The organism is Stenotrophomonas sp. ZAC14D2_NAIMI4_6 (assembly GCF_003086875.1).
Taxonomy (GTDB): Bacteria; Pseudomonadota; Gammaproteobacteria; order Xanthomonadales; family Xanthomonadaceae; genus Stenotrophomonas.
The window spans coordinates 1,889,678-1,911,225 of the sequence record NZ_CP025996.1 but is presented as its reverse complement, the minus strand read 5'-3'; the positions used below and the strand labels follow the sequence as shown (position 1 = coordinate 1,911,225).

At 68.6% G+C, this 21,548-nt stretch carries 20 protein-coding genes; 2 read left to right on the top strand and 18 right to left on the bottom strand.

Features of this window, described 5'->3' with window-relative positions:
- Positions 1–17 precede the first annotated feature (17 nt).
- The 11 genes from C1933_RS08845 to hisS all read right to left on the bottom strand — a co-directional run bounded on the left by C1933_RS08845 (position 18) and on the right by hisS (position 10,988).
- Positions 18–1,607: a calcineurin-like phosphoesterase family protein gene (locus tag C1933_RS08845; protein WP_108752950.1), complete on the bottom strand. Its 1,590-nt coding sequence runs from the start codon at positions 1,605–1,607 to the stop codon at positions 18–20.
- 149 nt (positions 1,608–1,756) lie between these two features.
- On the bottom strand, positions 1,757–2,377 hold the full coding sequence (gene hisIE / locus C1933_RS08840) for a bifunctional phosphoribosyl-AMP cyclohydrolase/phosphoribosyl-ATP diphosphatase HisIE (protein WP_108752949.1): 621 nt from the start codon (positions 2,375–2,377) through the stop codon (positions 1,757–1,759).
- Positions 2,367–3,143: an imidazole glycerol phosphate synthase subunit HisF gene (hisF, locus tag C1933_RS08835; RefSeq protein WP_108752948.1), complete on the bottom strand. Its 777-nt coding sequence runs from the start codon at positions 3,141–3,143 to the stop codon at positions 2,367–2,369. Before hisF ends, hisIE begins: the two co-directional genes overlap by 11 nt.
- Positions 3,137–3,871, bottom strand: coding sequence for a 1-(5-phosphoribosyl)-5-[(5-phosphoribosylamino)methylideneamino]imidazole-4-carboxamide isomerase (hisA, locus tag C1933_RS08830; protein WP_108752947.1), 735 nt, complete (start codon positions 3,869–3,871; stop codon positions 3,137–3,139). The genes hisF and hisA overlap by 7 nt, the downstream gene beginning before the upstream one ends.
- Positions 3,868–4,470, bottom strand: a complete 603-nt coding sequence (hisH, locus tag C1933_RS08825; RefSeq protein ID WP_108752946.1) for an imidazole glycerol phosphate synthase subunit HisH — start codon at positions 4,468–4,470, stop codon at positions 3,868–3,870. The genes hisA and hisH overlap by 4 nt, the downstream gene beginning before the upstream one ends.
- Positions 4,467–5,540, bottom strand: coding sequence for a bifunctional histidinol-phosphatase/imidazoleglycerol-phosphate dehydratase HisB (gene hisB / locus C1933_RS08820; RefSeq protein WP_108752945.1), 1,074 nt, complete (start codon positions 5,538–5,540; stop codon positions 4,467–4,469). The genes hisH and hisB overlap by 4 nt, the downstream gene beginning before the upstream one ends.
- On the bottom strand, positions 5,537–6,628 hold the full coding sequence (gene hisC / locus C1933_RS08815) for a histidinol-phosphate transaminase (protein ID WP_108752944.1): 1,092 nt from the start codon (positions 6,626–6,628) through the stop codon (positions 5,537–5,539). Before hisC ends, hisB begins: the two co-directional genes overlap by 4 nt.
- The gene (gene hisD / locus C1933_RS08810) at positions 6,625–7,920 is read right to left on the bottom strand and encodes a histidinol dehydrogenase (protein ID WP_108752943.1); all 1,296 of its coding nucleotides are present in this window, start codon (positions 7,918–7,920) and stop codon (positions 6,625–6,627) included. Before hisD ends, hisC begins: the two co-directional genes overlap by 4 nt.
- Positions 7,917–8,828 carry an ATP phosphoribosyltransferase gene (hisG, locus tag C1933_RS08805; RefSeq protein WP_108752942.1) on the bottom strand — a complete coding sequence of 304 codons (912 nt, stop codon included), beginning with the start codon at positions 8,826–8,828 and terminating at the stop codon, positions 7,917–7,919. Before hisG ends, hisD begins: the two co-directional genes overlap by 4 nt.
- A gap of 34 nt (positions 8,829–8,862) precedes the next feature.
- Positions 8,863–9,189, bottom strand: coding sequence for a YerC/YecD family TrpR-related protein (locus C1933_RS08800; RefSeq protein WP_234414689.1), 327 nt, complete (start codon positions 9,187–9,189; stop codon positions 8,863–8,865).
- Between the two features lie 404 nt (positions 9,190–9,593).
- Entirely contained in the window at positions 9,594–10,988 is a 1,395-nt protein-coding gene (gene hisS, locus C1933_RS08795; RefSeq protein WP_108752941.1) for a histidine--tRNA ligase, read from the bottom strand.
- Between the two features lie 140 nt (positions 10,989–11,128).
- Between hisS and C1933_RS08790 the strand changes: the two genes are divergently transcribed.
- Positions 11,129–11,881, top strand: coding sequence for a helix-turn-helix domain-containing protein (locus C1933_RS08790; protein ID WP_108752940.1), 753 nt, complete (start codon positions 11,129–11,131; stop codon positions 11,879–11,881).
- Positions 11,882–11,960: 79 nt separating this feature from the next.
- Here the strand turns inward: C1933_RS08790 and thrC are convergent, their stop codons facing one another.
- The 5 genes from thrC to C1933_RS08765 all read right to left on the bottom strand — a co-directional run bounded on the left by thrC (position 11,961) and on the right by C1933_RS08765 (position 19,031).
- Positions 11,961–13,247 carry a threonine synthase gene (thrC, locus tag C1933_RS08785; protein ID WP_108754789.1) on the bottom strand — a complete coding sequence of 429 codons (1,287 nt, stop codon included), beginning with the start codon at positions 13,245–13,247 and terminating at the stop codon, positions 11,961–11,963.
- Between the two features lie 29 nt (positions 13,248–13,276).
- The gene (locus C1933_RS08780) at positions 13,277–14,191 is read right to left on the bottom strand and encodes a homoserine kinase (protein WP_108752939.1); all 915 of its coding nucleotides are present in this window, start codon (positions 14,189–14,191) and stop codon (positions 13,277–13,279) included.
- Positions 14,188–16,692 (bottom strand): bifunctional aspartate kinase/homoserine dehydrogenase I, encoded by a 2,505-nt coding sequence (gene thrA, locus C1933_RS08775; protein WP_108752938.1) that lies wholly within the window; start codon positions 16,690–16,692, stop codon positions 14,188–14,190. The genes C1933_RS08780 and thrA overlap by 4 nt, the downstream gene beginning before the upstream one ends.
- 357 nt (positions 16,693–17,049) lie before the next feature.
- Entirely contained in the window at positions 17,050–18,000 is a 951-nt protein-coding gene (locus C1933_RS08770) for a DMT family transporter (protein ID WP_108754788.1), read from the bottom strand.
- A 332-nt stretch (positions 18,001–18,332) separates the two neighbouring features.
- On the bottom strand, positions 18,333–19,031 hold the full coding sequence (locus C1933_RS08765) for an AraC family transcriptional regulator (protein WP_108752937.1): 699 nt from the start codon (positions 19,029–19,031) through the stop codon (positions 18,333–18,335).
- A gap of 91 nt (positions 19,032–19,122) precedes the next feature.
- On the opposite strand from C1933_RS08765, the gene C1933_RS08760 reads away from it, so the two are divergent.
- Positions 19,123–19,923, top strand: coding sequence for a DUF6491 family protein (locus C1933_RS08760; RefSeq protein WP_108752936.1), 801 nt, complete (start codon positions 19,123–19,125; stop codon positions 19,921–19,923).
- Here the strand turns inward: C1933_RS08760 and C1933_RS08755 are convergent.
- Positions 19,920–20,972, bottom strand: a complete 1,053-nt coding sequence (locus C1933_RS08755; RefSeq protein ID WP_108752935.1) for a linear amide C-N hydrolase — start codon at positions 20,970–20,972, stop codon at positions 19,920–19,922. The two genes, C1933_RS08760 and C1933_RS08755, sit on opposite strands and share 4 nt — an antisense overlap.
- A gap of 83 nt (positions 20,973–21,055) precedes the next feature.
- Complete coding sequence (locus C1933_RS08750) at positions 21,056–21,475, bottom strand: BLUF domain-containing protein (RefSeq protein ID WP_108752934.1); 420 nt, start codon at positions 21,473–21,475, stop codon at positions 21,056–21,058.
- Positions 21,476–21,548 lie beyond the last annotated feature (73 nt).

The window sequence follows — 21,548 nt, the reverse complement described above, 5'->3', positions numbered from 1 at the left end:
GGCAACCGCCCGCCCGGTCAGGGCTGGGCGGTCTGCAGGCTGTAACTGGTGGTGGCGGTGAACACCGCACCGTCGGGCTGGGTGGAGCGTACCTCCACCTTGTGGCTGCCGACCGCCAGCCCGGTGGGCAGCGCGCCACGCCACAGGTGCGGCGAGGCGGTGGCTTCCGGCGAACGGTCATAGCCGCGCAGGGTGCTGGCCAGATCGTCGGCCACGTTTTCCACCAGCAGGCGCGGGTCGGGCTGGCTGACCTGCTTCATCGGCTGCCACGGGCCACCATCCACGCGGTACTCCACCACGCTGGCGTCCTCGCCCATGTACACGTTGGCGTAGACGCCCCATGCCGGGTAGGCGCCCTGGCGCAGCACCTTCGGCGCGTGCAGGCCGATCTGCTCGCTGGCCGGGGCGCCGGCCACGCGGTACTGCAGGCGGTAGCTGCCGTTGCCGGCCACATCCAGCAGCGCATAGCCCTTGGGCGTGCCATCGCTCATGGTGCTGTCCGGCACGCCGGCGGCATTCTTCACCCCGGACCAGAACGCGCCGCAGTTGGCGCCCACGTTGTATTCGTGCAGCGGCTTGTCGCCCTGCCAGCCTTCGGCCTTGCCGTGGTAGACGTGCTGCTGGGTGTGGCTGTGCCCGCTCAGCACCAGCACGTTGCGGAACGGCTTGAGCAGATCGAACAGGCGCTGGCGGTCGGCATGGCGGAAGGTCTCACGCCCCGGTGCCGCATCGAACAGCGGAATGTGCATGCCCAGCACCAGCAGGCGGTCCTTGTGCAGGCCCTTCAGGTACGCAGCCAGGAAGGCGAACTGGTCCTCGCGCAGGCCGCCCACATACTTCGGCTTGGCGTTGGGGTCGTACACCACATCGTCCAGGAACACGAAGCTGGCACCGCCCTCTTCCACCGCGTAGGTGTCCGGGCCGTAGATGTTGCGCCAGCTGTCCAACGAGTGGTCATCGTTGGCGGCGTCGAAATCCAGGTCGTGGTTGCCGGGCACATGGAACCACGGCACGCCCAGTTCGGTGGTCACCTTGTTGATGGCCGGGTACAGGGTCAGGTCGTCATTGACGATGTCACCCAGGGTGGTGCCCAGCCGCGCCTTGGTCTGCCCCACCAGCGGTTTGACGATCGACTGCTGGTAGTAGCCGATGTCCTGCGTGGTGGCGGTCTGCGAATCGGTGAACACCAGCATCTGGAAGCCGCGCCGGCTGTCGTGGCGATCGGCCTGCAGGGCGAAATCCCAACTGCGGGCGGCATCACCGGTGGCGGCGATGCCACCGTACTTCAGGGCCGGCGAGCCGTTGGGGCGGTAGTGCCGCCAGAACGACGGCAGTCCGTCGGCCGCCTTCGGGAAGGAATAGGCATCGGGCTTGATGACGAACACCGTCTGGCCATCGCGCACCGGCAGGCTGTAGCTGCCATCGGCGGCGGTCTTGACGATGGTTTCGCCGTTGGACACCTGCACGCCGGCCAGGCCGGGATCGGTGGCACCGCGCCCGGGCTTGCCGTCGCGCTCCAGGTAGACCTTGCCGCTCACCACGGTATCGGCGGCCCATGCCGGCGAAGTAAGCAACAGGCAGCACAGCCAGGCGGCAGGCAGTTTCATGGGGGCAGTCCGGGGGCAGAGAGACCCCCTATTGTAGGTGCGGACCGTTGGTCCGCACACCACTATCTGTCGCCCTTGTAGAGTCGAGCCATGCTCGACTGCATTGGCCACAACAGTCGAGCAAGCTCGACTCTACGGGTGGGTGCGGATCACCGGTGCCGCTGTTCCAGCACCGCCCGTGCATCATCCAGCGACAAGCCGCGCGCGCGCAGCAGCACCAGCAGGTGGTACAGCAGGTCAGCCGATTCCCCCAGTAATGCCTCATCGTCCTGGGCCACGGCGGCCAGCGCGGTCTCCACGCCCTCCTCGCCCACCTTCTGCGCGATGCGGCGAATTCCGCCCTCGAACAGCGAGGTGGTGTAGCTGCCCGGCGGTCGCTGCGCATCGCGCACGGCCACCAACTGGCCCAGGCCGCCCAGGAAATCCTTCGGCGCGCCGTCGAAACAGCTTTCCGCGCCGGTGTGGCAGGTCGGGCCGGCCGGGCGCGCCAGCACCAGCACGGTGTCGGCATCACAATCGACGCTGATCGACTGAACCGCCAGCACATGGCCGGACTGCTCGCCCTTGGTCCACAGGCGCTGCTTGCTGCGGCTGTAGAACGTCATGTGGCCGGTCACCTGGGTGATATGCAGCGATTCGGCATTCACATAGCCCAGCATCAGCACCTGCAGCGTATCGGCGTCCTGCACCACAGCCGGCAGCAGGCCATCGCCCTTGCCCCAGTCCAGGGTTTCCAACGCCTGCGGCGACGGGCGTACTTCAATAGACATCTCGAACCTCGATCTGTTGCTCGCGCAGGTAGCGCTTCAAATCTGCAATGGCAATGGCGCCGCTGTGGAACACGCTGGCGGCCAGTGCACCGTCCACGTCGGCCTGGTCGAAGGCCTGGGCGAAGTGCTCCATCGCACCGGCACCGCCGGAGGCAATCAGCGGCACGTTGCAGACTGCACGCGCCTGGCGCAGCTGCGCCACGTCGTAGCCACGGCGCACGCCGTCGCTGTCCATGCAGTTCAGCACGATTTCGCCGGCACCGCGGCGCTGCGCGTCCACGATCCAGTCCAGGGTGCGCAACGGCACCGCCTGGGTCTTGCTGGGATCACCGGTGAAGCGGCGCACGCGCCATTCGCCATCGGCCTCGCGCACCGAATCCACGCCGACCACCACGCACTGCACGCCGAACTCGTCGGCCAGTTCGGTGATCAGCTCGGGACGGCCCAGCGCCGGCGAGTTGATCGAGATCTTGTCGGCACCGGCAAACAGCACACGGCGCGCGGTTTCCACGCTGTCGATGCCACCGGCCACGCAGAACGGAATGTCGATCAGGCGCGCGATGCGCTCGATCCAGCCCACGTCCACCGAACGTGCTTCCGGGCTGGCGCCGATGTCATAAAACACCAGCTCGTCGGCGCCCTGGTCGCGGTAGCGCTGGGCCAGTTCGGCGATATCGCCCATGTCCACGTGGTCGCGGAAGCGCACGCCCTTGACCACGCGGCCATCGCGCACGTCCAGGCAGGGAATGATGCGGCGGCTCAACATGCCAGTGCCTCGCCCAGATCCATGCGCTGTTCCAGCAGGGCCTTGCCCAGGATTGCGCCACCACAGCCGGCCGCGCGCGCCTCGGCCACGTCGGCCACGCTGCGGATGCCACCGGACGCCTGTACGGCCACGCCCGGCAACAGCGCGGCAAGATGCGCGTACAGGCTGATGTTCGGACCGGCCAACATGCCATCGCGGGCGATGTCGGTGCACAGCAGGTGGGCCATGCCCGCCTGCGCATAACGCTGCGCCAATGCATCCAGGGTGACCCCGGCGTTCTCGGTCCAGCCATGGACCGGCAGCTGCCACTGGCCCTGCGCGTCCTGGCGCGCGTCCAGGGCGATGGTCAGGCGCTGCGGACCGAACTCGGCCAGCCAGCCGATCACCGTCTCCGGCTCGCGCACGGCCAGCGAACCGACCACCACGCGGCCGGCACCGGCATCGAGGATGCGCGCCACGTCGTCGCGGCCGCGCACGCCGCCACCGGTCTGCACCTGCAGCGACGTCTGCGCGCGTATCGCCGCCAGCAGGGGCGCCAGGGTGTAACCACCCGCTCGCGCCGCATCCAGATCGACCAGATGCATCCACTGCGCACCCTGCGCGGCAAAGGCCTGCGCGCGCGGCAGCGGATCGTCACCGTAGTGGGTTTCCTGCGCATAGTCGCCCTGGCGCAGCCGCACCACGCGGCCATCACGGATATCCAGCGCGGGGTAGACGGTGAAGCTCATGCAGCGGTGCCCTCAAGGAAATTGCGCAACATCTGCGATCCGGTCTCGCCGGAACGCTCGGGGTGGAACTGGGCGCCGAAGTACCGGCCCTGCTCCACCACGGCGGTAAACAGGCCGCCGTGATCGCAGGCGGCCACGGTGTGGGTGTTCAGCGGTGCCGCATAGCTGTGCACGAAGTACGCGCTGGCACGCTCGGGCACGCCCTGCAGCAGGGTCGATTCGCGCAGCGGCAGCAGCCGGTTCCAGCCCATGTGTGGCACGCGGATCCCGCACGCCGGCACCAGCTTGCGCACCACACCGGGAATCAGGCCCAGGGTGTCCACGCCCGCTTCTTCGGAACGTTCGAAGAGCAGCTGCATGCCCAGGCAGATACCCATCAGCGGCACTTCCAGGCGCCGCAGCGGTTCCACCAGGCCCTGCGCGTGCAGGCGCTGCATGCCCGGTGCGGCCGCGCCCACGCCAGGCAGGATCACCCGCTGCGCACCGGCCAGGCCCTCGGCATCACGCACCAGCCGCACCCGCGCGCCCAGGCGTTCCAGTGCGTAGCGCACCGAGCCCAGGTTGGCACCGCCGGCATCGATCAGCGCAACCTCGCTCACAGCGCCCCCTTGGTGCTGGGCAACGCCGTGCCCTGTCGGGCCAGCGCCGGGCGCAGCGCACGGGCCAACGCCTTGAAGCACGCCTCGACCTTGTGGTGGTCGTTGTCACCGCGCACCTGCAGGTTCAGGTTCAAACCGCTGGCATCGCACAGCGAACGGAAGAAGTGCGGCACCAGTTCGGTGGGCATGTCGCCCACGCGCTCGCGCTTGAACTCGCCTTCGAACACGAAGTACGGCCGGCCGCTGAAATCCAGCGCGGCGCTGGCCAGGGTCTCGTCCATCGGCAGGGTGAAGCCATAGCGGCCGATGCCGCGCTTGTCGCCCAGCGCTTCGCGCAGCGCCTGGCCCAGCGCCAGGCCGGTGTCCTCGATGGTGTGGTGCTCGTCGATGTGCAGGTCACCTTCGGCCCGGATGTCCAAAGCGAAACCGCCGTGCTTGCCGATCTGTTCCAGCATGTGGTCGAAGAACGGCAAGCCGGTGGCGATGTGCGCATCCCCGGCACGGTCCAGGTCCAGTTCAACGCGGATCTTCGTTTCCTTGGTGTTGCGCTGGACCACGGCGGTACGCGGCGCATCGGCCAGTGCGTGGGCGATGCCGGGCCAGTCCCACTCGCCGCCGAACTGCTCGGTACGCAGCTGGAAAGCGCGGATGTTGAGGTTATCGGCGAACTGCACGTCGGTGATGCGATCACCTACCATGGCCGAACGCGCCCAGTCGATGCTGCGGTCCTGCAGGTAGGCGGTCATGAGGCCGATGGCCGGCTTGCGCGTGGGCGCATTGTCCTGCGGCCAGCTGCAGTCGATCAGCACGTCACGGAACACGATGCCCTGGCTTGCGAAGATCTGCAGCATCAGGTCGTTGGGGCCATCGAAGCTGGCGCGCGGGTACGCGTCGCTGCCCAGGCCATCCTGGTTGGTGACGATGACGAACTGGTAGCCGGCATCGCGCAGCTTCAGCAGCGCCGGGATGACCTGCGGCACGAAGCGCAGCTTCTCGTACGCGTCGATCTGGAAGTCGGCCGGCTCCTCGATGAGGGTGCCGTCGCGATCGATGAACAGAATGGGGGTCATGCAGCGGCCCTCCGAGCCGACAGGGCCGCGAGCACGCGGTCGTTCTCTTCACGCGTGCCGATGCTGATGCGCAATGCATCGCCCAGCTGCGGCGCGGCGCGCTGGTCGCGCACCACCACGCCGGCCGCCAGCAGGGCGTCGAATGCGGCCTGCGCATCGCCAAAGCGCACCAGCAGGTAATTGCCCGACGAGGGGTACACGCGGCGCACGCCGGGCAGGCCCGGCAATGCCGCAAACAGGCGTTCGCGTTCGGCAATGACGGTGGCCACGCGCTCGGCGGTGCGTGCCAGCGCCGCCGGCTGCAGCGCCTGCACGGCCAGTTCCGCGCACGGCGTCGGCACCGGATACGGGGCCTGGCAACGACGCAGCACGGCAATCAATTCCGGCGCGGCAATCAGCGTGCCGATACGGGCCGCGGCCAGAGCATGCGCCTTGGACAGCGTGCGCAGCACCGCCACGTTGGCGTGCGCGGCCAGCAGCGTGGTGGCTGACGGGCGCTGTGCGAATTCCACGTAGGCCTCGTCCACCACCACCAGGGCCTGCCCACGCAACGCCGTGGCCACACGTTCGATCCCGGCCAGACTGATATCGCTGCCGGCCGGATTGGACGGTGCGCACAGGAACACTAGCTTGGCGCCCTGCTGCTGCGCGGCGCTGATGACAGCATCCAGATCGGCGTGCAGACCCTCGGCCGAATCCACCAGCGGCACGTCGATCAGGGCCGCGCCCTGCAGGCGCGCGCACACCGCGTACATGCCAAATACCGGCGAGGTAACCAGTACGCCGTCGCGGCCGGGCACGCACAGCGCACGCACCAGCAGATCGATGGCCTCGTCGCTGCCACGGCCGATCAGCAGCTGCTGCGGCTGCACGCCGTACAGCGCGGCCAGACCCTCGCGCAATGCCAGCGGTTGCGGTTCGGGATAGCGGCGGCTGCTGCCGGCGGTATCGGCAGGATTGGCCCAGGCCGACTCGTTGGCGTTCAGCCAGACATCGCCCTGCACGGCCGCGCTGCGCGCCGAGCTGTAGCCGGCGAAGACCTGCAGATCCGGGCGCACCAGCGCCAGTACGTCGTTCACCGCGCTCATGCGGCGGCCTCCATGCGCACGGCCACGGCGCGTTCGTGCGCGTCCAGGCCTTCGGCACTGGCGATGATGCGCGCGCAGCCACCAATCGCCGCCAGGCCGGCCGCGCTGGCGCTCTGCACGCTGATCAGGTTCTGGAAACTGGCCACGCTCACACCGCTGTAGGCACGCGCGGCACCGGCGGTGGGCAGCACGTGGTTGGTGCCACTGCAGTAATCGCCCAGCGCTTCCGGCGTGTAGTCGCCCAGGAACACCGAGCCTGCCGCCTGCACCTGATCCAGCCAGTCGCGCGGTTCACGCAGCGCCAGGATCAGGTGCTCGGGTGCGTAGCGGTTGCTGATGGCAAAGGCCTCGGCCAGCGCCTCGACGTGGATCAGGCGCGACGCCGACAGCGCCTGCCGCGCGATCTGCTGCCGCGGCAGCAATGCGACCTGGCGTTCCACTTCGGCTTCAACGGCCGCCAGCATGGCTGCGTCGTCGGTCAGCAGCAGCACCTGCGAATCGGGGCCGTGCTCGGCCTGCGAAAGCAGATCGGCGGCGACAAAGGCCGGGATCGCACCGGCATCGGCGATCACCAGCACTTCCGACGGGCCGGCCGGCATGTCGATGGCGGCTGCACCGTCCTGCGCCACCTGCTGCTTGGCCTCGGTCACGAAACTGTTGCCCGGCCCGAACAGCTTGTCGCAGGCCGGAATGCTGGCCGTGCCATAGGCCATCGCGGCGATGGCCTGGGCCCCGCCCAGCTTGAACACGCGCTGCACGCCGGTCAGGCGCGCGGCCACCAGCACGGCCGGATCGGCACTGCCGTCGGCGCGCGGCGGCGTGCACAGCACCACCTGCGGGCAGCCGGCCAATTGCGCCGGCACGCCCAGCATCAGCGCGGTGGACGGCAGCGGCGCACTGCCGGCGGGCACGTACAGCCCTACCCGGCCGATCGGCCGCAGCATGCGTTCGCAGACCACGCCCGGCGCAGTTTCCACCGCATAGCCCTGGCCCATGCCGGCCTGGTGGAAGCGGCCGATGCGCTCGGCGGCCTCGACCATGGCCTGGCGCAGCGCCGCCGGCACGGCCGCTTCAGCGGCGGCGAATTCGTCCTCGGATACTTCGAACGACGGCAGTTCCACACCGTCGAACCGGGCAGTGATGGCGCGCAGGCCGGCGTCACCTTCGGTGCGCACCTGCGCGATCAACGCAGCCACCGCATCGCGGGTCTGCTGGGCCACGGTCTGCACCGGGCGGGTCAGCGCCTCGCTGCGTGCGGCTTCATCAAGTTGCGACCAGATCAGACGATTCATGCCAGCGACCGCTCCACGCTCAACACCATCAGGCCCTGGGCGCCGGCGCGCTCCAGTTCTTCCATGCGCTGCCAGGTCAGCGGACCCGGGCACATGGTCTGCAGGCGCAATGCGCCCCCATCGGCAGGCAAACGCACCAGCGGCTCGGCATCGGCCAGCAGCTGGGCCAGCGCGTCCACCCGGTCTTCGCTGGCGCGGAACATCAACAGCTTGCGGTCCTGCTTCTGCACCACGCCATCCAGGCGGCGCAGCAGCATGCTGCGCAGGCCGGCGCGGGCATCGTCGGGCACGCGCACGGCACCGGCCAGCACGGCCTCGCTGTCCAGCAGGTTGTGCACGGGCGTGAGCTGGTTGGCACGCAGGGTGGCGCCGCTGGAAACCAGGTCGCAGATCAGGTCGGCAGTGCCCAGGCGCGGGGCGATTTCCACCGAACCGGACAGTTCCACCACCTGCGCATCCACGCCCTGCTCGCCCAGCCACTGCTTGAGGATGGCCGGGTAGCTGGTGGCGATGCGGGTGCCGGCCAGCTGCGCCGGACCGCTCCACTGCCACTCTTCGGGCACGGCCAGCATCAGCCGGCACTGGCCGAAGCCCAGCCCGCGCAGGGCCTGGTAGGCGTCGGGCAGGCCGATCTGGCGGCGTGCGGCGGCCTGTTCGTCCAGCTCGTTGCGGCCGACGATGCCCAGGTCGCACACGCCGTCGGCGATCAGGCCGGGAATGTCGTCGTCGCGCACCAGCAGCAGGTCCACCGGCAGCGATTCGCCGTAGCAGAACAGCTTGTCGCGGCTCTCGCGCCAGCTCAGGCCGCAGGCGCTGAGCAGGTTGCGGGCGGGTTCGGCCAGACGGCCGCTTTTCTGGATGGCGATGCGCAGCCGGTCACGTGCCGGCGCTGCCTGGGTTGCACTCATGGGGGAAGTCTCGAAGTTCGGAACGGGGCGCGGATCAGCGCGAAGCAAGGCGGTCGATGGCGGCGGCATAGCCTCGATGGCCATGCTCGAGCGTGCGTGCGACCCGTCCGGTGGTGGTCACGCTGACCCCGGTGCGTTCGTGGATCTCGCGGTAGGGCACGCCCTGCTGCAGCAGCGGCACGACCTTCCAGCGGTCGGCCATGGCTTCCAGCTCGGCGGGGGTGCACAGGTCACGCAGGAAGGCGGCGACCTCGTCGGGGGCGCGCAGGGCGGCAAAGGCCTGGGCCAGGGCGTCCAGGTCGGCCTGCGGGTCTTTGGCGGCAATGTCGGGGCGGGCTTTCACGGAGTCGATTTGGTGCATTAATGTAATAGCGCGTTAGTACGTTAACGCATTCTTCCGCAGTGCGTCAAATCTGGGGGAGGAGGTTGTGGGCAGGGCTGCGCCCTGCACCCGCTGTAGAGTCGAGCCATGCTCGACTGAAGCAACAGCAAAAGCTGGTTTCCTGGGGTTGGCGGGGTGGGTCCGGTTGAGGGGGACGGCGTAAATACGTCCATGTAGCCTCGGTCGCGCCATCCATGGCGCTCACGCCCCCTCAACCGGACTCACCCCGCCTTCGACAGTTGGCCGCGAGGTGTTGGAACGGCATGGGGTCGGATCCGTTTTCTGAAGGAAAACGGCTCTGACCCCGGAACGCGGCCGGGAAACAAAAACGCCCACCGGGTGGTGGGCGTTTGCTGGCGTGTCGGCGTGCGGCCAACCGGCCGTTACATCACCTTCGACTGTTCCAGCTCGACCTGCAGGGTGCTGGCCAGTTCGTCGCGCGAGACTTCGAACTGCTGCTCGCGCACCAGGTCCTTCACCGCCACCACGCCGCGCGCCAGTTCATCCTCGCCCGCCAGCACCACGAAGCGGATACCGGCCTTGGCCGCGTACTGGAACTGCTTGCCGATCTTCTTCGGCTCCATCTGCACTTCGGTGTTGATGCCACCGCTGCGCAGGCGGCGGGCGATGTCCAGCGACTGCGCCATGCCCTGCTCGTCCATCAGCGCCACCAGCGCCTGCACGCTGCTGGCTTCGATGCCGTCGATCAGGCCGGCTTCGCGCAGCTGCCAGAACAGGCGCGACAGGCCGATGGAAATGCCCACGCCCGGCAGCTTGGACTTGCTGTAGTGGCTGGCCAGGTCTTCGTAGCGGCCGCCCGAGCAGATCGAGCCGATCTGCGGGTGGTCGGTCAGCGTGGTTTCGTACACGGTGCCGGTGTAGTAATCCAGGCCACGGGCGATGGAGAAGTTCAGGCAGTACGCGCTTTCCGGCACGCCCAGCGCCTGCACCAGCTGCAGCACTTCGCGCAGTTCGGCCACGCCGGCGCGCAGGGTGTCCGACGATGCGGAATTGGTTTCCAGCGCCGCCAGCTGGGCCAGCGCATCGGCATGGCCCTGCGAACGCACCGCTACGAACGCCAGGATCTTCTCGACCTGTTCGGCCGGAATCCCGAAGCCCTCGCCCACCAGCGTATCGCGCACGTAATCGGCGCCGCGCTTGTCCAGCTTGTCCACTTCGCGCAGCACGGCCAGCTGGCGCTCGCCCTCGGCCACGCCCAGGCTTTCGAAGAAGCCGCGCATCAGCTTGCGGTTGTTCAACTGGATGCTGAAATCGCCGATGCGCAGTTCCGAGAACACCGCATGGATGACCGCCAGGACTTCAGCGTCGTAGCGCACGCTCAGGCTGTCCTTGCCGATCACATCGATGTCGCACTGGTAGAACTCGCGGAAGCGGCCACGCTGGGCACGTTCACCGCGGTACACGCGCTGCATCTGGTAGCGGCGGAACGGGAAGGTCAGTTCGTGTTCGTGCTCGGCCACGTAGCGGGCCAGCGGCACGGTCAGGTCGAAGCGCAGCGCCATTTCCGGCAGCGAACGGTCGCCCGATTCGGCCGCATTGGCCAGCGCACCGGTGGACTGCACGAAGTACACCTGGCGCTCGGTTTCGCCGCCGGACTTGGTCAGCAGCACATCGGACAGCTCGAACACCGGGGTTTCCACCGGCAGGAACCCGAAGCGCTCGTAGTTGCGGCGGATGACGTCCAGCATGCGCTGGAACGCAATCTGCTCGCGCGGCAGCAGTTCAAGGGTGCCGGGCGGGGTACGGGGCTTGATCACGGGGCGGAACTCCTGCAGGAACGGGAACGTGGGAGGGGGCGACATTCTAGCGCCCCGCATCGCTCAGGCGCCGATCAGGGGCCGTCTGGCCGCATGAAGTATCATAAGGCCCTCCCCCGCCCGCGATCTGCCCCTGCACCATGTCCCGGCCCGACGGCGCCCTGCCCGCTGATCCCTCTTCCGCTGCACCGTCCTGCACCACGCTGGACTGCCTGCACTGCTCGGTGCGGCATCTGGCGGTGTGCTCGGCGCTGTCGCCCGACGAGGTGCAGGCGCTGGAACAGGTTACGGTGTCGCAGCAGGTGGCCGTGGGCAGCACGCTGGCCCGCAGCGGTGAAGAACGCCTGCATGTCTATACATTGACTGCCGGTGCACTGCGTCTGGTGCGCACCCTGGCCGATGGCCGCCGCCAGATCAGCGGCTTCGTGCTGCCCGGCGATTACCTGGGCCTGAGTGGCAGCGACCACCACCGCTACGATATCGAAGCCATTGCGGACAGTCGCGTGTGCCGGGTGGCGATGCCGCAGATGCGCGCCCTGCGCGGGCGCTACCCGCATCTGGAACGCAAGCTGCTGCAGCGCGCCTGCCAGGAACTGGACGCCGCGCAGGACGCGGCGCTGGCCCTGGCCCGTCTGCAACCGGCAGAGAAGCTGGCCGATTTCCTGCTGCGCCTGGCCGCGCGCGAGGCCCGCCTGGGCGGCGACGGCCTGCGCGTGCAGCTGCCGATGGGCCGCGGCGATATTGCCGATCATCTGGGCCTGACCATGGAAACGGTCAGCCGCACCTTCACCAAGCTGCGCCAGCAGGGCCTGATCGCCCTGCCCCATCTGAACGTGGTGGAGATCCAGGACGAAGACGGCCTGCGTGCGCTGGCCGGTGACGGGCTGATGTAACCGCGGCCGCCGGGCATGGCCCGGCGCTACCCCCTTCGCCGACCTTCGGTAGCGCCGGGCCATGCCCGGCGGCGCTTGATCAACGCAACAACACCTCGCGCAACGCGTTGTAATCGGCCGGCAACGGATCGGCATGCGCCGGGCGCTGCAGCAGCGCATCCAACGCCGGTGGCACCGCCACCGCTTCACCGATCAACGGCTCCACCACCGCCTCGAACTTGGCCGGGTGCGCCGTGGCCACCACCGCCCAGTCACCCTTGGCACCACGCACGCGCAGATCGCGCAGCACCTTCACTGCCGTGGCCGTATGCGGGCAGAACAGTTCGCCATGGCTGGCATGTTCACTGGCAATGGTCGCGCGGATCGTCACATCGTCCACGCTGAACGCGCGGAACGCGGCGCGCAGTTCGGCGTCATCGTCGTTGTACAGCCAGCGCAGGCGCTCGAAATTGCTGGGGGCACCGACGTCCATGGCGTTGGCCACGGTGGCCACGCTGGCCTGTGGCTGGTACTGCCCGCCATTGAAGTAGGCCGGCAACACCGCATTGGCGTTGGTGGCCAGCACGATCTGCCCGATCGGCACACCCAGCGCCCTCGCCAGCACCGCCGCCATCGCATTGCCCAGGTTGCCGGTCGGCACCACCAGGTTCAGGCGACGCCCGCTCTGCGCGTGGTGCACCAGCGCGGCATGCGCGTAGTAGCTCATCTGCGGCAGCAGACGGCCCAGGCTGATGCTGTTGGCCGAACTGAGCGGCACCTGCGCCTGCAGCGCGGTGTCGGCCAGCGCCTGCTTGGCCATGGCCTGGCAATCATCGAACGACCCGGCCACGCGCAGTGCCTGGATGTTGTCACCGAAGCAGCCCAGCTGATGTGCCTGGCGCGGCGATACGCGGCCGTCGGGATACAGCACCACCACGCGCACGCCCGGCTGCTGGTGGAAGGCCGCGGCCACGGCCGCACCGGTGTCGCCGGACGTTGCCACCACGATGGTCAGATCGCGGCCCTTGCCGGCCTGCAGGCGCGACAAGGCACCGGCCAGGAAGCGTGCACCGATGTCCTTGAACGCAGCCGTGGGCCCATGGAACAGCTCCAGCACATGGTCGCCGTTGCCCAGCGCACGCAGCGGCACGGGGAAATCGAAGGCCTGTTGGCAGATCGCCGGCAGCGCATCGGCCAGTGCATCGCCGGCGAAGAACGGTGCCAGCAGATCGGTGGCGGTCTCAGCCAGCGACGCGCCGGCCTGCAGCACGCGCGGTGACGGCAGGCGCTCGGGCACGTACAGGCCGCCATCGGGAGCCAGCCCGGCGGCGATGGCCGCACTCAGGCCAACGGCGGGTGATTGGCCGCGGGTCGATACGAAATGCATCACATCGGTTTCCAGAAGGGGGGAAGGATTCAGCACAGGTGGGCTCCCGGGGCATCCAGCGGCGAGACCCAGGCCTCGCTGTCCAGGCCGGCGGCCGCAAACGCGGCACGCACCGGCGCCGCCGCGGCCCGCGCGCGGTCAGCATCGTCGAACCAGGCGAACACGCTGGGGCCGGCACCGGAAATGCCCGCGCCCATCGCCCCCGCCGCCAGTGCCGCCTCCTTGGCGGCATCGAAACCGGCGATCAGGCCGGCGCGCCGCGGCTCCACCAGCACATCGCGCAGGCCGGCCCGCACCAGCTCCGGATCACTGCGATGGCAACCGCTCAGTACCAGGGCCAGGTTGGCACTCTGCGCAACGAACTCGCCCAGGGCATAGCTGCCCTGCAGCGCCTGCCGCGCTCGCCGCGTTTCCAGCACGGCCTGCGGGTGCACCAGCAGGCTGTACCAACTGGCCGGCACCGGCACCGGCACCAAGCGGTCGGCGGTGCACAGCGCCAGCCCGCCCAGCAGCAGCGGGCCCACGTTGTCGCCGTGGCGGCCGCCACTGGCCACCGCTTCGCCATCCAGCGCATGCGGGTACAGCGCTGCGCGTGGCAGCGGCGAATCCAGCAACGCGTTGGCCGCCACCAGAGCGGCCACGCACGAGGCCGCCGAACCGCCCATGCCCGAGCCAAACGGAATGCCCTTGTCGATTTCGATGGCGAAGCCGAACTCCAGGCCCAACCCTTCACGCAGCGACATCAGCGCCGCGCCGGCAGTGTTGCCCGCTGCGTCCAAGGGCAATGCAACTTCGCTGCCGCGGATCGCATCGATGCGCACCAGCGGGTCGGCGATGCGGCGCACGGTTACCGTATCGCCCACCCCGGCAATGGCGTGGCCGAGGATGTCGAAGCCCACGGCCACGTTGGCCACCGAGCCCGGCGCGAATGCACGTGCGATCACAGCCGCGCTCCTTCACCGGCAGCCACCCGCAGCAGGTCGGCAAACACACCGGCAGCGGTCACTTCCGGACCAGCGCCCGGGCCCTGCACCACCAGCGGGTTGTCGCAGTAACGGCGGGTACGGAACTGCACCACGTTGTCGGTCAGCCGCAGGTTGGCAAAGGCGTGCTCGGCCGGCAGCTCCTGCAGGCCCACCGACGCACCATCTGCGCCCAGCCGCGCGACATAGCGCAGCACTGCCCCACGCTCGCGCGCGGCCTGCAGGCGGGCCAGCAGTTCTGCATCCGAGTCGCCCAGCCGCGACATGAATTCGTCCACGCTGCCCGCGCGCAGGGCCGCCGGCACCAGGCTTTCCACCTGCACCTGTTCCAGGCTGAGTGCGTGCCCGGCCTCGCGGGCCAGGATCACCAGTTTGCGCGCCACGTCCACGCCGGACAGGTCATCGCGCGGGTCCGGTTCGGTGTAGCCCATGGAACGCGCCCGCGCCACCAGTTCCGAGAACGGCTGGCTGCCGTCGAAACGGTTGAACAGCCAGGCCAGCGTGCCGGAGAAGATGCCTTCGATCGCCAGCACTTCATCGCCGGTGTCCACCAGGTCGCGCAGCGTGGTGATGACCGGAAGGCCCGCGCCCACCGTGGCTTCATAGCGGAAGCGCGCGCCACTGGCCGCGGCCGCCGCGCGGATGCGCTGGTAGCGCGCCAGCGGCCCGGCCCCGGCCTGTTTGTTCGGGGTGACCACGTGGATGCCGGCGGCCAGCCAGTCGGCATAGCGTTCGGCCACCTCGGCACTGCCGCTGCAGTCGATCACCACCGCATGCGGCAGGTGCGCGGCCAGCAGGTGTTCGGTGAAGGCATCCAGATCACTGGCCTGGCCGTTTTCCTGCAGCGCGGCACGCCAGTCAGCATGCAGCACCTCCGCTTCCAGGCGCATGCGCGACCGCGAAGCCAGCGCACGCACGCGCAGATCGACATTGGCCTTGGCCAGCAACTGCGGGCGCGCGGCCAACAGCTGGTCCAGCAAGGCTGCACCCACGTTGCCCGGACCGATCACGCCCACCGCGAAGGTCTGCGGCGACAGCCAGAACCCGGCATGCGCAGCGCGCAACGCACGCGGCGCATCGGCGCTGGACACGGCCACCGAGATATTGCGTTCGGACGAGCCCTGGGCGATGGCCAGGATGTTCACCTGGGCGCGGCCCAGCGCCTCGAACAGGCGCGCGGCCACGCCCGGCTGGCCGGCCATGCCGTCGCCCACCGCAGCCAGCACGCTCACTTCGTCGCTCACCTGCACCCGCTGCACCTGGCCCACCGACAGTTCGTGGGCAAACGCCTGCAGCAGCGCCTCGCGGCCGCGCGCCGCCTCGGCAGCGCGCACCACGCAGCAGATCGAATGTTCCGACGACCCCTGCGAGATCATCACCACCGACACATGCGCCTGGCGCAGCGCGGAAAACACGCGCTCGGCAGTACCCGGCACGCCCATCAGGCCGGTGCCTTCCAGGTTCAACAGGGCCAGGCCGGGGCTGAGCGTCAGCCCCTTCACCGGCCCACGCGGCGAGCGCTCGGCACTGATGCGCGTGCCTGGATGCAGCGGCTGGAAGGTGTTGCGGATGATGATCGGCATGCCCAGGCGTATTGCCGGCGACATCGTCTGCGGGTGTACTACCTTGGCGCCGAAGTAAGCCAGTTCGCAGGCTTCGTCGTAGCTCAGCGCTTCCAGCTGCACCGCCTCGGGCACCAGCCGTGGGTCGGCCGACAGCACGCCGTCCACATCCGTCCAGATATGCAGCTCATCGGCGTTGAACAAGGCGGCGAAGATCGCGCCGGAATAGTCGCTGCCGTTGCGGCCCAGGGTGGTGATGCGATCCTGGCGGTCACGTGCCACGAAACCGGTAGCCACCACCCGCGCCTGCGGGTGCTGCAGGCGCCAGTTGGCCAGCCGGTCGGCGCTGGCCTCCCAGTCCACGTCCACGCCCAGTTCGCCGTGGCCGACCACCAGCACGTCGCGCGCGTCCAGCACCGCGCAGTCCTCGCCCAGCGCCCGCAGGTGGCTGCCCAGCAACTGCGCGGAAAACACTTCGCCCAGGCCCTGCACGCGGTCCAGCACCTCGCGCGGCAGTTCGCCGATCACCGCCAGCGCGGCCAGCACATCGGCCAACTGGTCAAAGCGCGCGTCGATCCATTCCACCGTCTCGCCCACCTGCTCACCCAGCAGCGCCACGGCCGCGCCGCGGTGCCGCGCACGCACCGCATGCCAGGCATCGCGCCAGCCCGCGTCGCCGCGCGCGGCCAACTGGGCCAGTTCGATCAGCGCATCGGTCACGCCCTTCATGGCCGACACCACGGTGACCTGCAGTGCCTCGGGGCGGGCCAGCAGCAGACCGGCTACGTGGCGATAGCGCTCGGCATCGGCCACCGACGTGCCGCCGAATTTATGCACGACAGTGGAAGGCGCGGCCAGATCGAGGTGGGCAGCGGAATGGGCGGGGGCGATGGCGGACATGCAGACCTCATTGGGAGGCCCCGTCGCATGCAGGTGTCGAGTTTCCCCGCCACCTGGATGGTGCGGGGCCGTGGTTTTCGGGAGTTACACGAAGACGACGGGCCGCACCAGGGCAGTGGTGACGGTGGTGGTGGTAATGGTGGTAATGGCGACCGGCGCAGTCGAGCGGCCCGCAGTAGCGGGGGCGATCAGGCTGGCAAGGGCGGCATCGAGAACCATGGCGCACAGAAAACACCGTGCACTGGGGTGCTGTCAAGTGTTGCAGTGCAAAATATTCCTGCGGCGATCATCTGCCAACGTGCCGTCATTTGGTTGCATCTGTGACGAAGCGGCGATCAGGGCGCCCATGGCGCGCAATCACCCGGCATGTTCGGCGATCGCGCGCGGGGCGCGGTGTGCGTGCGCACACAACAACACCCCGGCCACCAGGCAGACGATGGCCAGCGCCTCCAGCAGGGTCGGCCAGCGCCATTGCCAGGCGAACGCGTACAGCAGCGCAAACAGTGTTTCGAACACGATCATCTGCCCGGTCAGGGTAAGCGGCAGCAGACGGCTGGCGCGGTTCCAGAAAGCATTGCCGATCAGCGAGGCAAACACCGCCACGCCGGCACTGATGCTCCAGAACAGCGTCCACTGCGCTGGGCTGTGCGCCGCGCTCTGGCCGGTGAACGCCATCGGCACCAGCAACAGGGCCAGGCCGCCGGTGGTCACGCCGGTCAGCATGGACCAGTCATGGCTGGAAAGATCGGGCCGCCGCGCCAGCCAGCGGCTGTTGCCCACCGAATACACCGCCCACGAGAACAGCGCACCAAACGCGCACACCAGGCCCAGCACGCGCTGCCGCCATGGCGTGGCCAGGTGTTCGGACATCAGCGCCTCCCAGCCCACCAGGATGACCCCGAGCACGCACAGCCCCAGCGCCGGCAACAACTGCTTCAGCGGCACCGCACCCTGCTCGCGCACACCCACCAGGGTCACCACCACGGGAATCAGCCCGACGATGAGCGAGGCCGCCGCACCACCGGCCCACTGCACGGCGGTAGCCAGCAGCAGGAAGTACACCAGGTTGCCAGCCAGGCTGAGCCAGAGCAGGCCCCGCCATTCGGCGCGGCCCAGTTTCGGTGCCAACCGCTTCCAGCGCGGCAGCAGCAGCACCAGGGCAATCAGGCCGTAGACCAGATAGCGGCCGGCCGACAGCTGCAGCGCATTGAACGAACGCAGCACGGCAGGGGCGAGGAAAACCACGCCCCACAGCGCGCCGGCGGCAACGCCATTGGCGATGCCCAGGGCCATCGGGTTGTTGCGCATGAACACATCGTCGGGGGAAGGACAGGCCGCGCAGTGTAGGCGGCGCCGTCGCGCGCGTCTTGACCGAGGCTACTGCCCCACCCAACGGCGGTTGCCCTCGCTTTTCGTAGCGTCGAGCTTGCTCGACGGCTGTTGCCCTGCTCTTCGTAGCGTCGAGCTTGCTCGACGGCGTTCCAGCAAGAGCCGTCGAGCAAGCTCGACGCTACCAAAGCCATTCGCCGCCCGTGTCCCGTCGTTCCGCCAAAAGGCCATGCCACCCGAGTCCGGGCAATTCGCCGCAGCCATTCGCCGCCCGTGTCATGGCGTTTCGCCGCAAGGCCACACCGCGGGAGTCAGGGCACCTCACCGCGCCGCCACGCAGCCGGAGTCATTCCGGTTTCCCGGCGCAGCGCACGGGTCAGCGCGCTCTGCTCCGAATATCCGGCGGCCAGCGCGATCTGGCTGATCGGCGCGGTACTGGTCAACAGCTGGTGCTTGGCCCAGCGCAACCGGTTGGCACTCAACCAGGCCTGCGGGCTGACCCCGAATTCACCCAGGAACAGCGCATGCAGGCGGCTTTCACTCACCCCGACAAACCCCGCCATGCGCGCCACCGGCCAGTGCTGGCCCGGTTCGCGCTGCACCGCCGCGCACAGGCCCTGCAGCCGCGCGCCACTGCCGGCCGGGGCGAACGCGTGCAACAGGTCCGGCAGCAGTTCCGGCACCGCCTGCCCTGCCTGCACATGGGCCAGGCGCTGGCGCAGGCGCTGCGGCAGGTGCAGCCAGCGTTGCCGGCACAGGTGCTCCTGGGTGGCATCGTCCAGCACGCCCGGGCCGCAATCAACGATCACGAAACCGTTCGGCCCCTGCGCCATCTGGTCATGCGCCTCGCCAGCGGCCACGAAGGCGCCCTGCAGCAGATCCAGCCGGCCGCCGTGGCCTTCCATCTCGAACTGCAGTTCGCCCTGCAGCGGCAGCACCCACTGCGCGTAGTCATGCCGGTCCAGGCCGGTGGCCTGGCCGTAGTGCCGCAGGTGGAAGATCGCGCCCATCGGCGCAGTGTGCGCGTGCCGCCGGGCGGCTGCAATGCTGTCATCGGCCCGTGCTATGGTCGGCGCCATCCACCTCCACCGGGATCGCACGATGAAGGAACGTCTGCTGCCGATCGCCTTGGCACTGTTTCTTGCCAGCCAGCCGCTCTCTGCCCTGCGAGCACAGGAAGTACGCACGCCGCCCGCGCCGCACTGCGTGGATGCCCGCAGCGTGCAGCAGGTCGAACAGGATTCCGAAGGGTCCATCGCCGTGCGCGATGGCCGCGACCGTGCCTTCCGCATCGACTTCCGCACTGCCTGCCCCGGTGTGAACCAGGCCGAAGCCCTGCGGCTGGAAGCGCCACAGGGCTGGGCCTGCGGCACACCCGGCGAACAGGTGGTGGTCGATGGCCGCCGTTGCGCGGTGAGCGCGGTCACGCCCATCGACAATCGCAGCTTCGCCCTCGCCGCGCGTGAAAGCAGCCGCCAGTTCGCCGATACCCTGCCTACGGTCACGGTGGAAGCCAAAGGCACGGCGCGCCGCACCGACGATCGCGGCCGACACACCTTCCAGACCTCATCGGCCGTCTGCTTTGCCACCCGCCACGTACGTGGCTGGAGCGAAACTCCCGAAGGCGTGGTGGTGGAAACCAACCCGCGCCGCAACGGTGGCCACCGCTATTACACGGTTGAACTGGCCAGCAGCTGCTCGATCCTGGCCGGCGCCACCGAGGTTGATTTCCAGTCCGGGTTCCAGAACGGGCTGATCTGCGGCAACCCGCGCGATCGCATCGTGCTGCAGCCGTCGGGCATCGAGAACGATGCCCGCTCCTATGGCCCGCGCTTTGCGCGTCCGGGCTGCGACATCCTGGCCGTCTACCCGAGCGACAGCAAAGGCCCCGCCGCGCCCTAGCCGTCGGTACCCAGGAACGCGAACGGCTTGCTGGGCTGGAAATGGGACAGCGCATCACCGGCGAAGGTGTTGCGCTGGTCCGGGCCCAGGTCCAGCTTCAGTACCGGCCCGGCGAAGTCGATCTTGTTCAGGTCCACCCAGAACGTATTGGGCGTGAGCGCCGACTCGAAGAAGTACAGACGCCGCTTGTGGTCGGCCACCGTGCGCCAGCGGGTGGACGAAATATTGGGCTCGCCCGGCGTGGTGATGCCGTAGGGCACCGATGCATTGCGGATCACGCTGAACACACTGGCCAGCGCCACCACCGGGTCTTCGGCTTTGGGAATGGCATTGATGTAGAACGAGGCACGCGCGAAGCGGTCGGCCGAACGGTTGGTTCCGGGCAGCATCACCGTGCCGCCGATCTGCTTCCAGTAAGCGTTCAGGGCCAGCTGCTCATCGAAGATGGGCGAGTTGGTCATCACCTGGTAGCGGCGGTCGTGGTGGATCACCTGGCGGCCGCCGATGTACTCGACGATGGCACTGTCACCGCTGGCATCGGACAGGGACAGGTGCAGCGTGGCCTGGCGATCTTCGCCGGGCACCTTGTCGGTCACGATGGAATACGGCTCGCGTTCCAGCGCGGCCACCGCCTCCTGTACAGTGGCGAAGTTGTCCAGCACGTACTGTGCCCACAGCGAAATGGCCAGGCCCGGCTTGTTGCTGCGGCTCTTGGGGTATTCCGATTCCACCAGCCACAGCAGGTTGGCCACCAGGCCCTTTTCGTTCATGCCATCGGTGGTGGACACGTCGTAGCCGGTCGCCACCACGCTGCCGTAGCGGGCCTTCCAGGCAATCGACTTCGGCCCGGCCTGGCCATTGCGTTCAATACCCCGTGGCAGCACGTACAGGTTGGTGGCCACATCCACCTTCCAGTCCATGGAGCGGGCGGTGATCACATCACCGTTGTCGCCCAGGTACACCGCGCGCGTACACGCCAGTGCCGGTGAAACCGCCGCTGCCAGCGCCATTGCCAGCATCGCCCTGCCCTGCCACTTCATGTGCGCCATGTCGTGCTCCATTCCCCGGGGATCAGCCGATGAAAGCGCGGCGCTTGTGACCTGCGGGTGAAGTGGTGCGCCTGGGACGGGTGTTACAGCGACGGCTGCACGATCTGCGCCAGCAGATCGATGGCGGTCGGGCCGCCGGCATCGCCTGCCAGCGTGCGCGCGAAACCGGACCAGTCACCGGCGGCCAACTGCCGCAGCAGCGAGGCCTCGACCGGCAGCACGCGCATCGACCAATAGGGAAACTGCCGCTGGCCCAGATGCCCGCGCGCCAGCTCCATCAGATCGTGGTGACTGCCCGCGCGCAGGATGCGTTCGTACACCGAATCGATGCCATCGGGCGGACCTTCGATGTACTGCAGGAAGCGCTGGCCATCGTTGAGCAGCACGCCGGTGACCCCCGCCATCTTGTTGAAGCGTGCCGCGTCGTCCACCAGCGCGTGCATGCGTTCAACCGGAAGATCTGCCTTTGCCTGGCTGACATAGGCGATGGCGCACAGTGGCATGGGGCGTCCTTGACCAAAGAGACACCCACCGTAGCAGTTGCGGACGGATGCGTCTCAATCGCCGCCGGAACTT

What these genes read in the sequence shown, in the direction of transcription:
- C1933_RS08845 (WP_108752950.1), bottom strand. Translation starts at nt 1,607, where the DNA reads ATGAAACTGCCTGCCGCCTGGCTGTGCTGCCTGTTGCTTACTTCGCCG.
- hisG (WP_108752942.1), bottom strand. Translation starts at nt 8,828, where the DNA reads ATGAGTGCAACCCAGGCAGCGCCGGCACGTGACCGGCTGCGCATCGCC.
- hisD (WP_108752943.1), bottom strand. Translation starts at nt 7,920, where the DNA reads ATGAATCGTCTGATCTGGTCGCAACTTGATGAAGCCGCACGCAGCGAG.
- C1933_RS08765 (WP_108752937.1), bottom strand. Translation starts at nt 19,031, where the DNA reads ATGGGCGCGATCTTCCACCTGCGGCACTACGGCCAGGCCACCGGCCTG.
- hisF (WP_108752948.1), bottom strand. Translation starts at nt 3,143, where the DNA reads ATGTTGAGCCGCCGCATCATTCCCTGCCTGGACGTGCGCGATGGCCGC.
- hisIE (WP_108752949.1), bottom strand. Translation starts at nt 2,377, where the DNA reads ATGTCTATTGAAGTACGCCCGTCGCCGCAGGCGTTGGAAACCCTGGAC.
- hisB (WP_108752945.1), bottom strand. Translation starts at nt 5,540, where the DNA reads ATGACCCCCATTCTGTTCATCGATCGCGACGGCACCCTCATCGAGGAG.
- C1933_RS08800 (WP_234414689.1), bottom strand. Translation starts at nt 9,189, where the DNA reads ATGCACCAAATCGACTCCGTGAAAGCCCGCCCCGACATTGCCGCCAAA.
- C1933_RS08770 (WP_108754788.1), bottom strand. Translation starts at nt 18,000, where the DNA reads ATGCGCAACAACCCGATGGCCCTGGGCATCGCCAATGGCGTTGCCGCC.
- hisC (WP_108752944.1), bottom strand. Translation starts at nt 6,628, where the DNA reads ATGAGCGCGGTGAACGACGTACTGGCGCTGGTGCGCCCGGATCTGCAG.
- thrC (WP_108754789.1), bottom strand. Translation starts at nt 13,247, where the DNA reads ATGCATTTCGTATCGACCCGCGGCCAATCACCCGCCGTTGGCCTGAGT.
- hisA (WP_108752947.1), bottom strand. Translation starts at nt 3,871, where the DNA reads ATGAGCTTCACCGTCTACCCCGCGCTGGATATCCGTGATGGCCGCGTG.
- C1933_RS08760 (WP_108752936.1), top strand. Translation starts at nt 19,123, where the DNA reads ATGAAGGAACGTCTGCTGCCGATCGCCTTGGCACTGTTTCTTGCCAGC.
- C1933_RS08750 (WP_108752934.1), bottom strand. Translation starts at nt 21,475, where the DNA reads ATGCCACTGTGCGCCATCGCCTATGTCAGCCAGGCAAAGGCAGATCTT.
- thrA (WP_108752938.1), bottom strand. Translation starts at nt 16,692, where the DNA reads ATGTCCGCCATCGCCCCCGCCCATTCCGCTGCCCACCTCGATCTGGCC.
- C1933_RS08790 (WP_108752940.1), top strand. Translation starts at nt 11,129, where the DNA reads ATGTCCCGGCCCGACGGCGCCCTGCCCGCTGATCCCTCTTCCGCTGCA.
- C1933_RS08755 (WP_108752935.1), bottom strand. Translation starts at nt 20,972, where the DNA reads ATGGCGCACATGAAGTGGCAGGGCAGGGCGATGCTGGCAATGGCGCTG.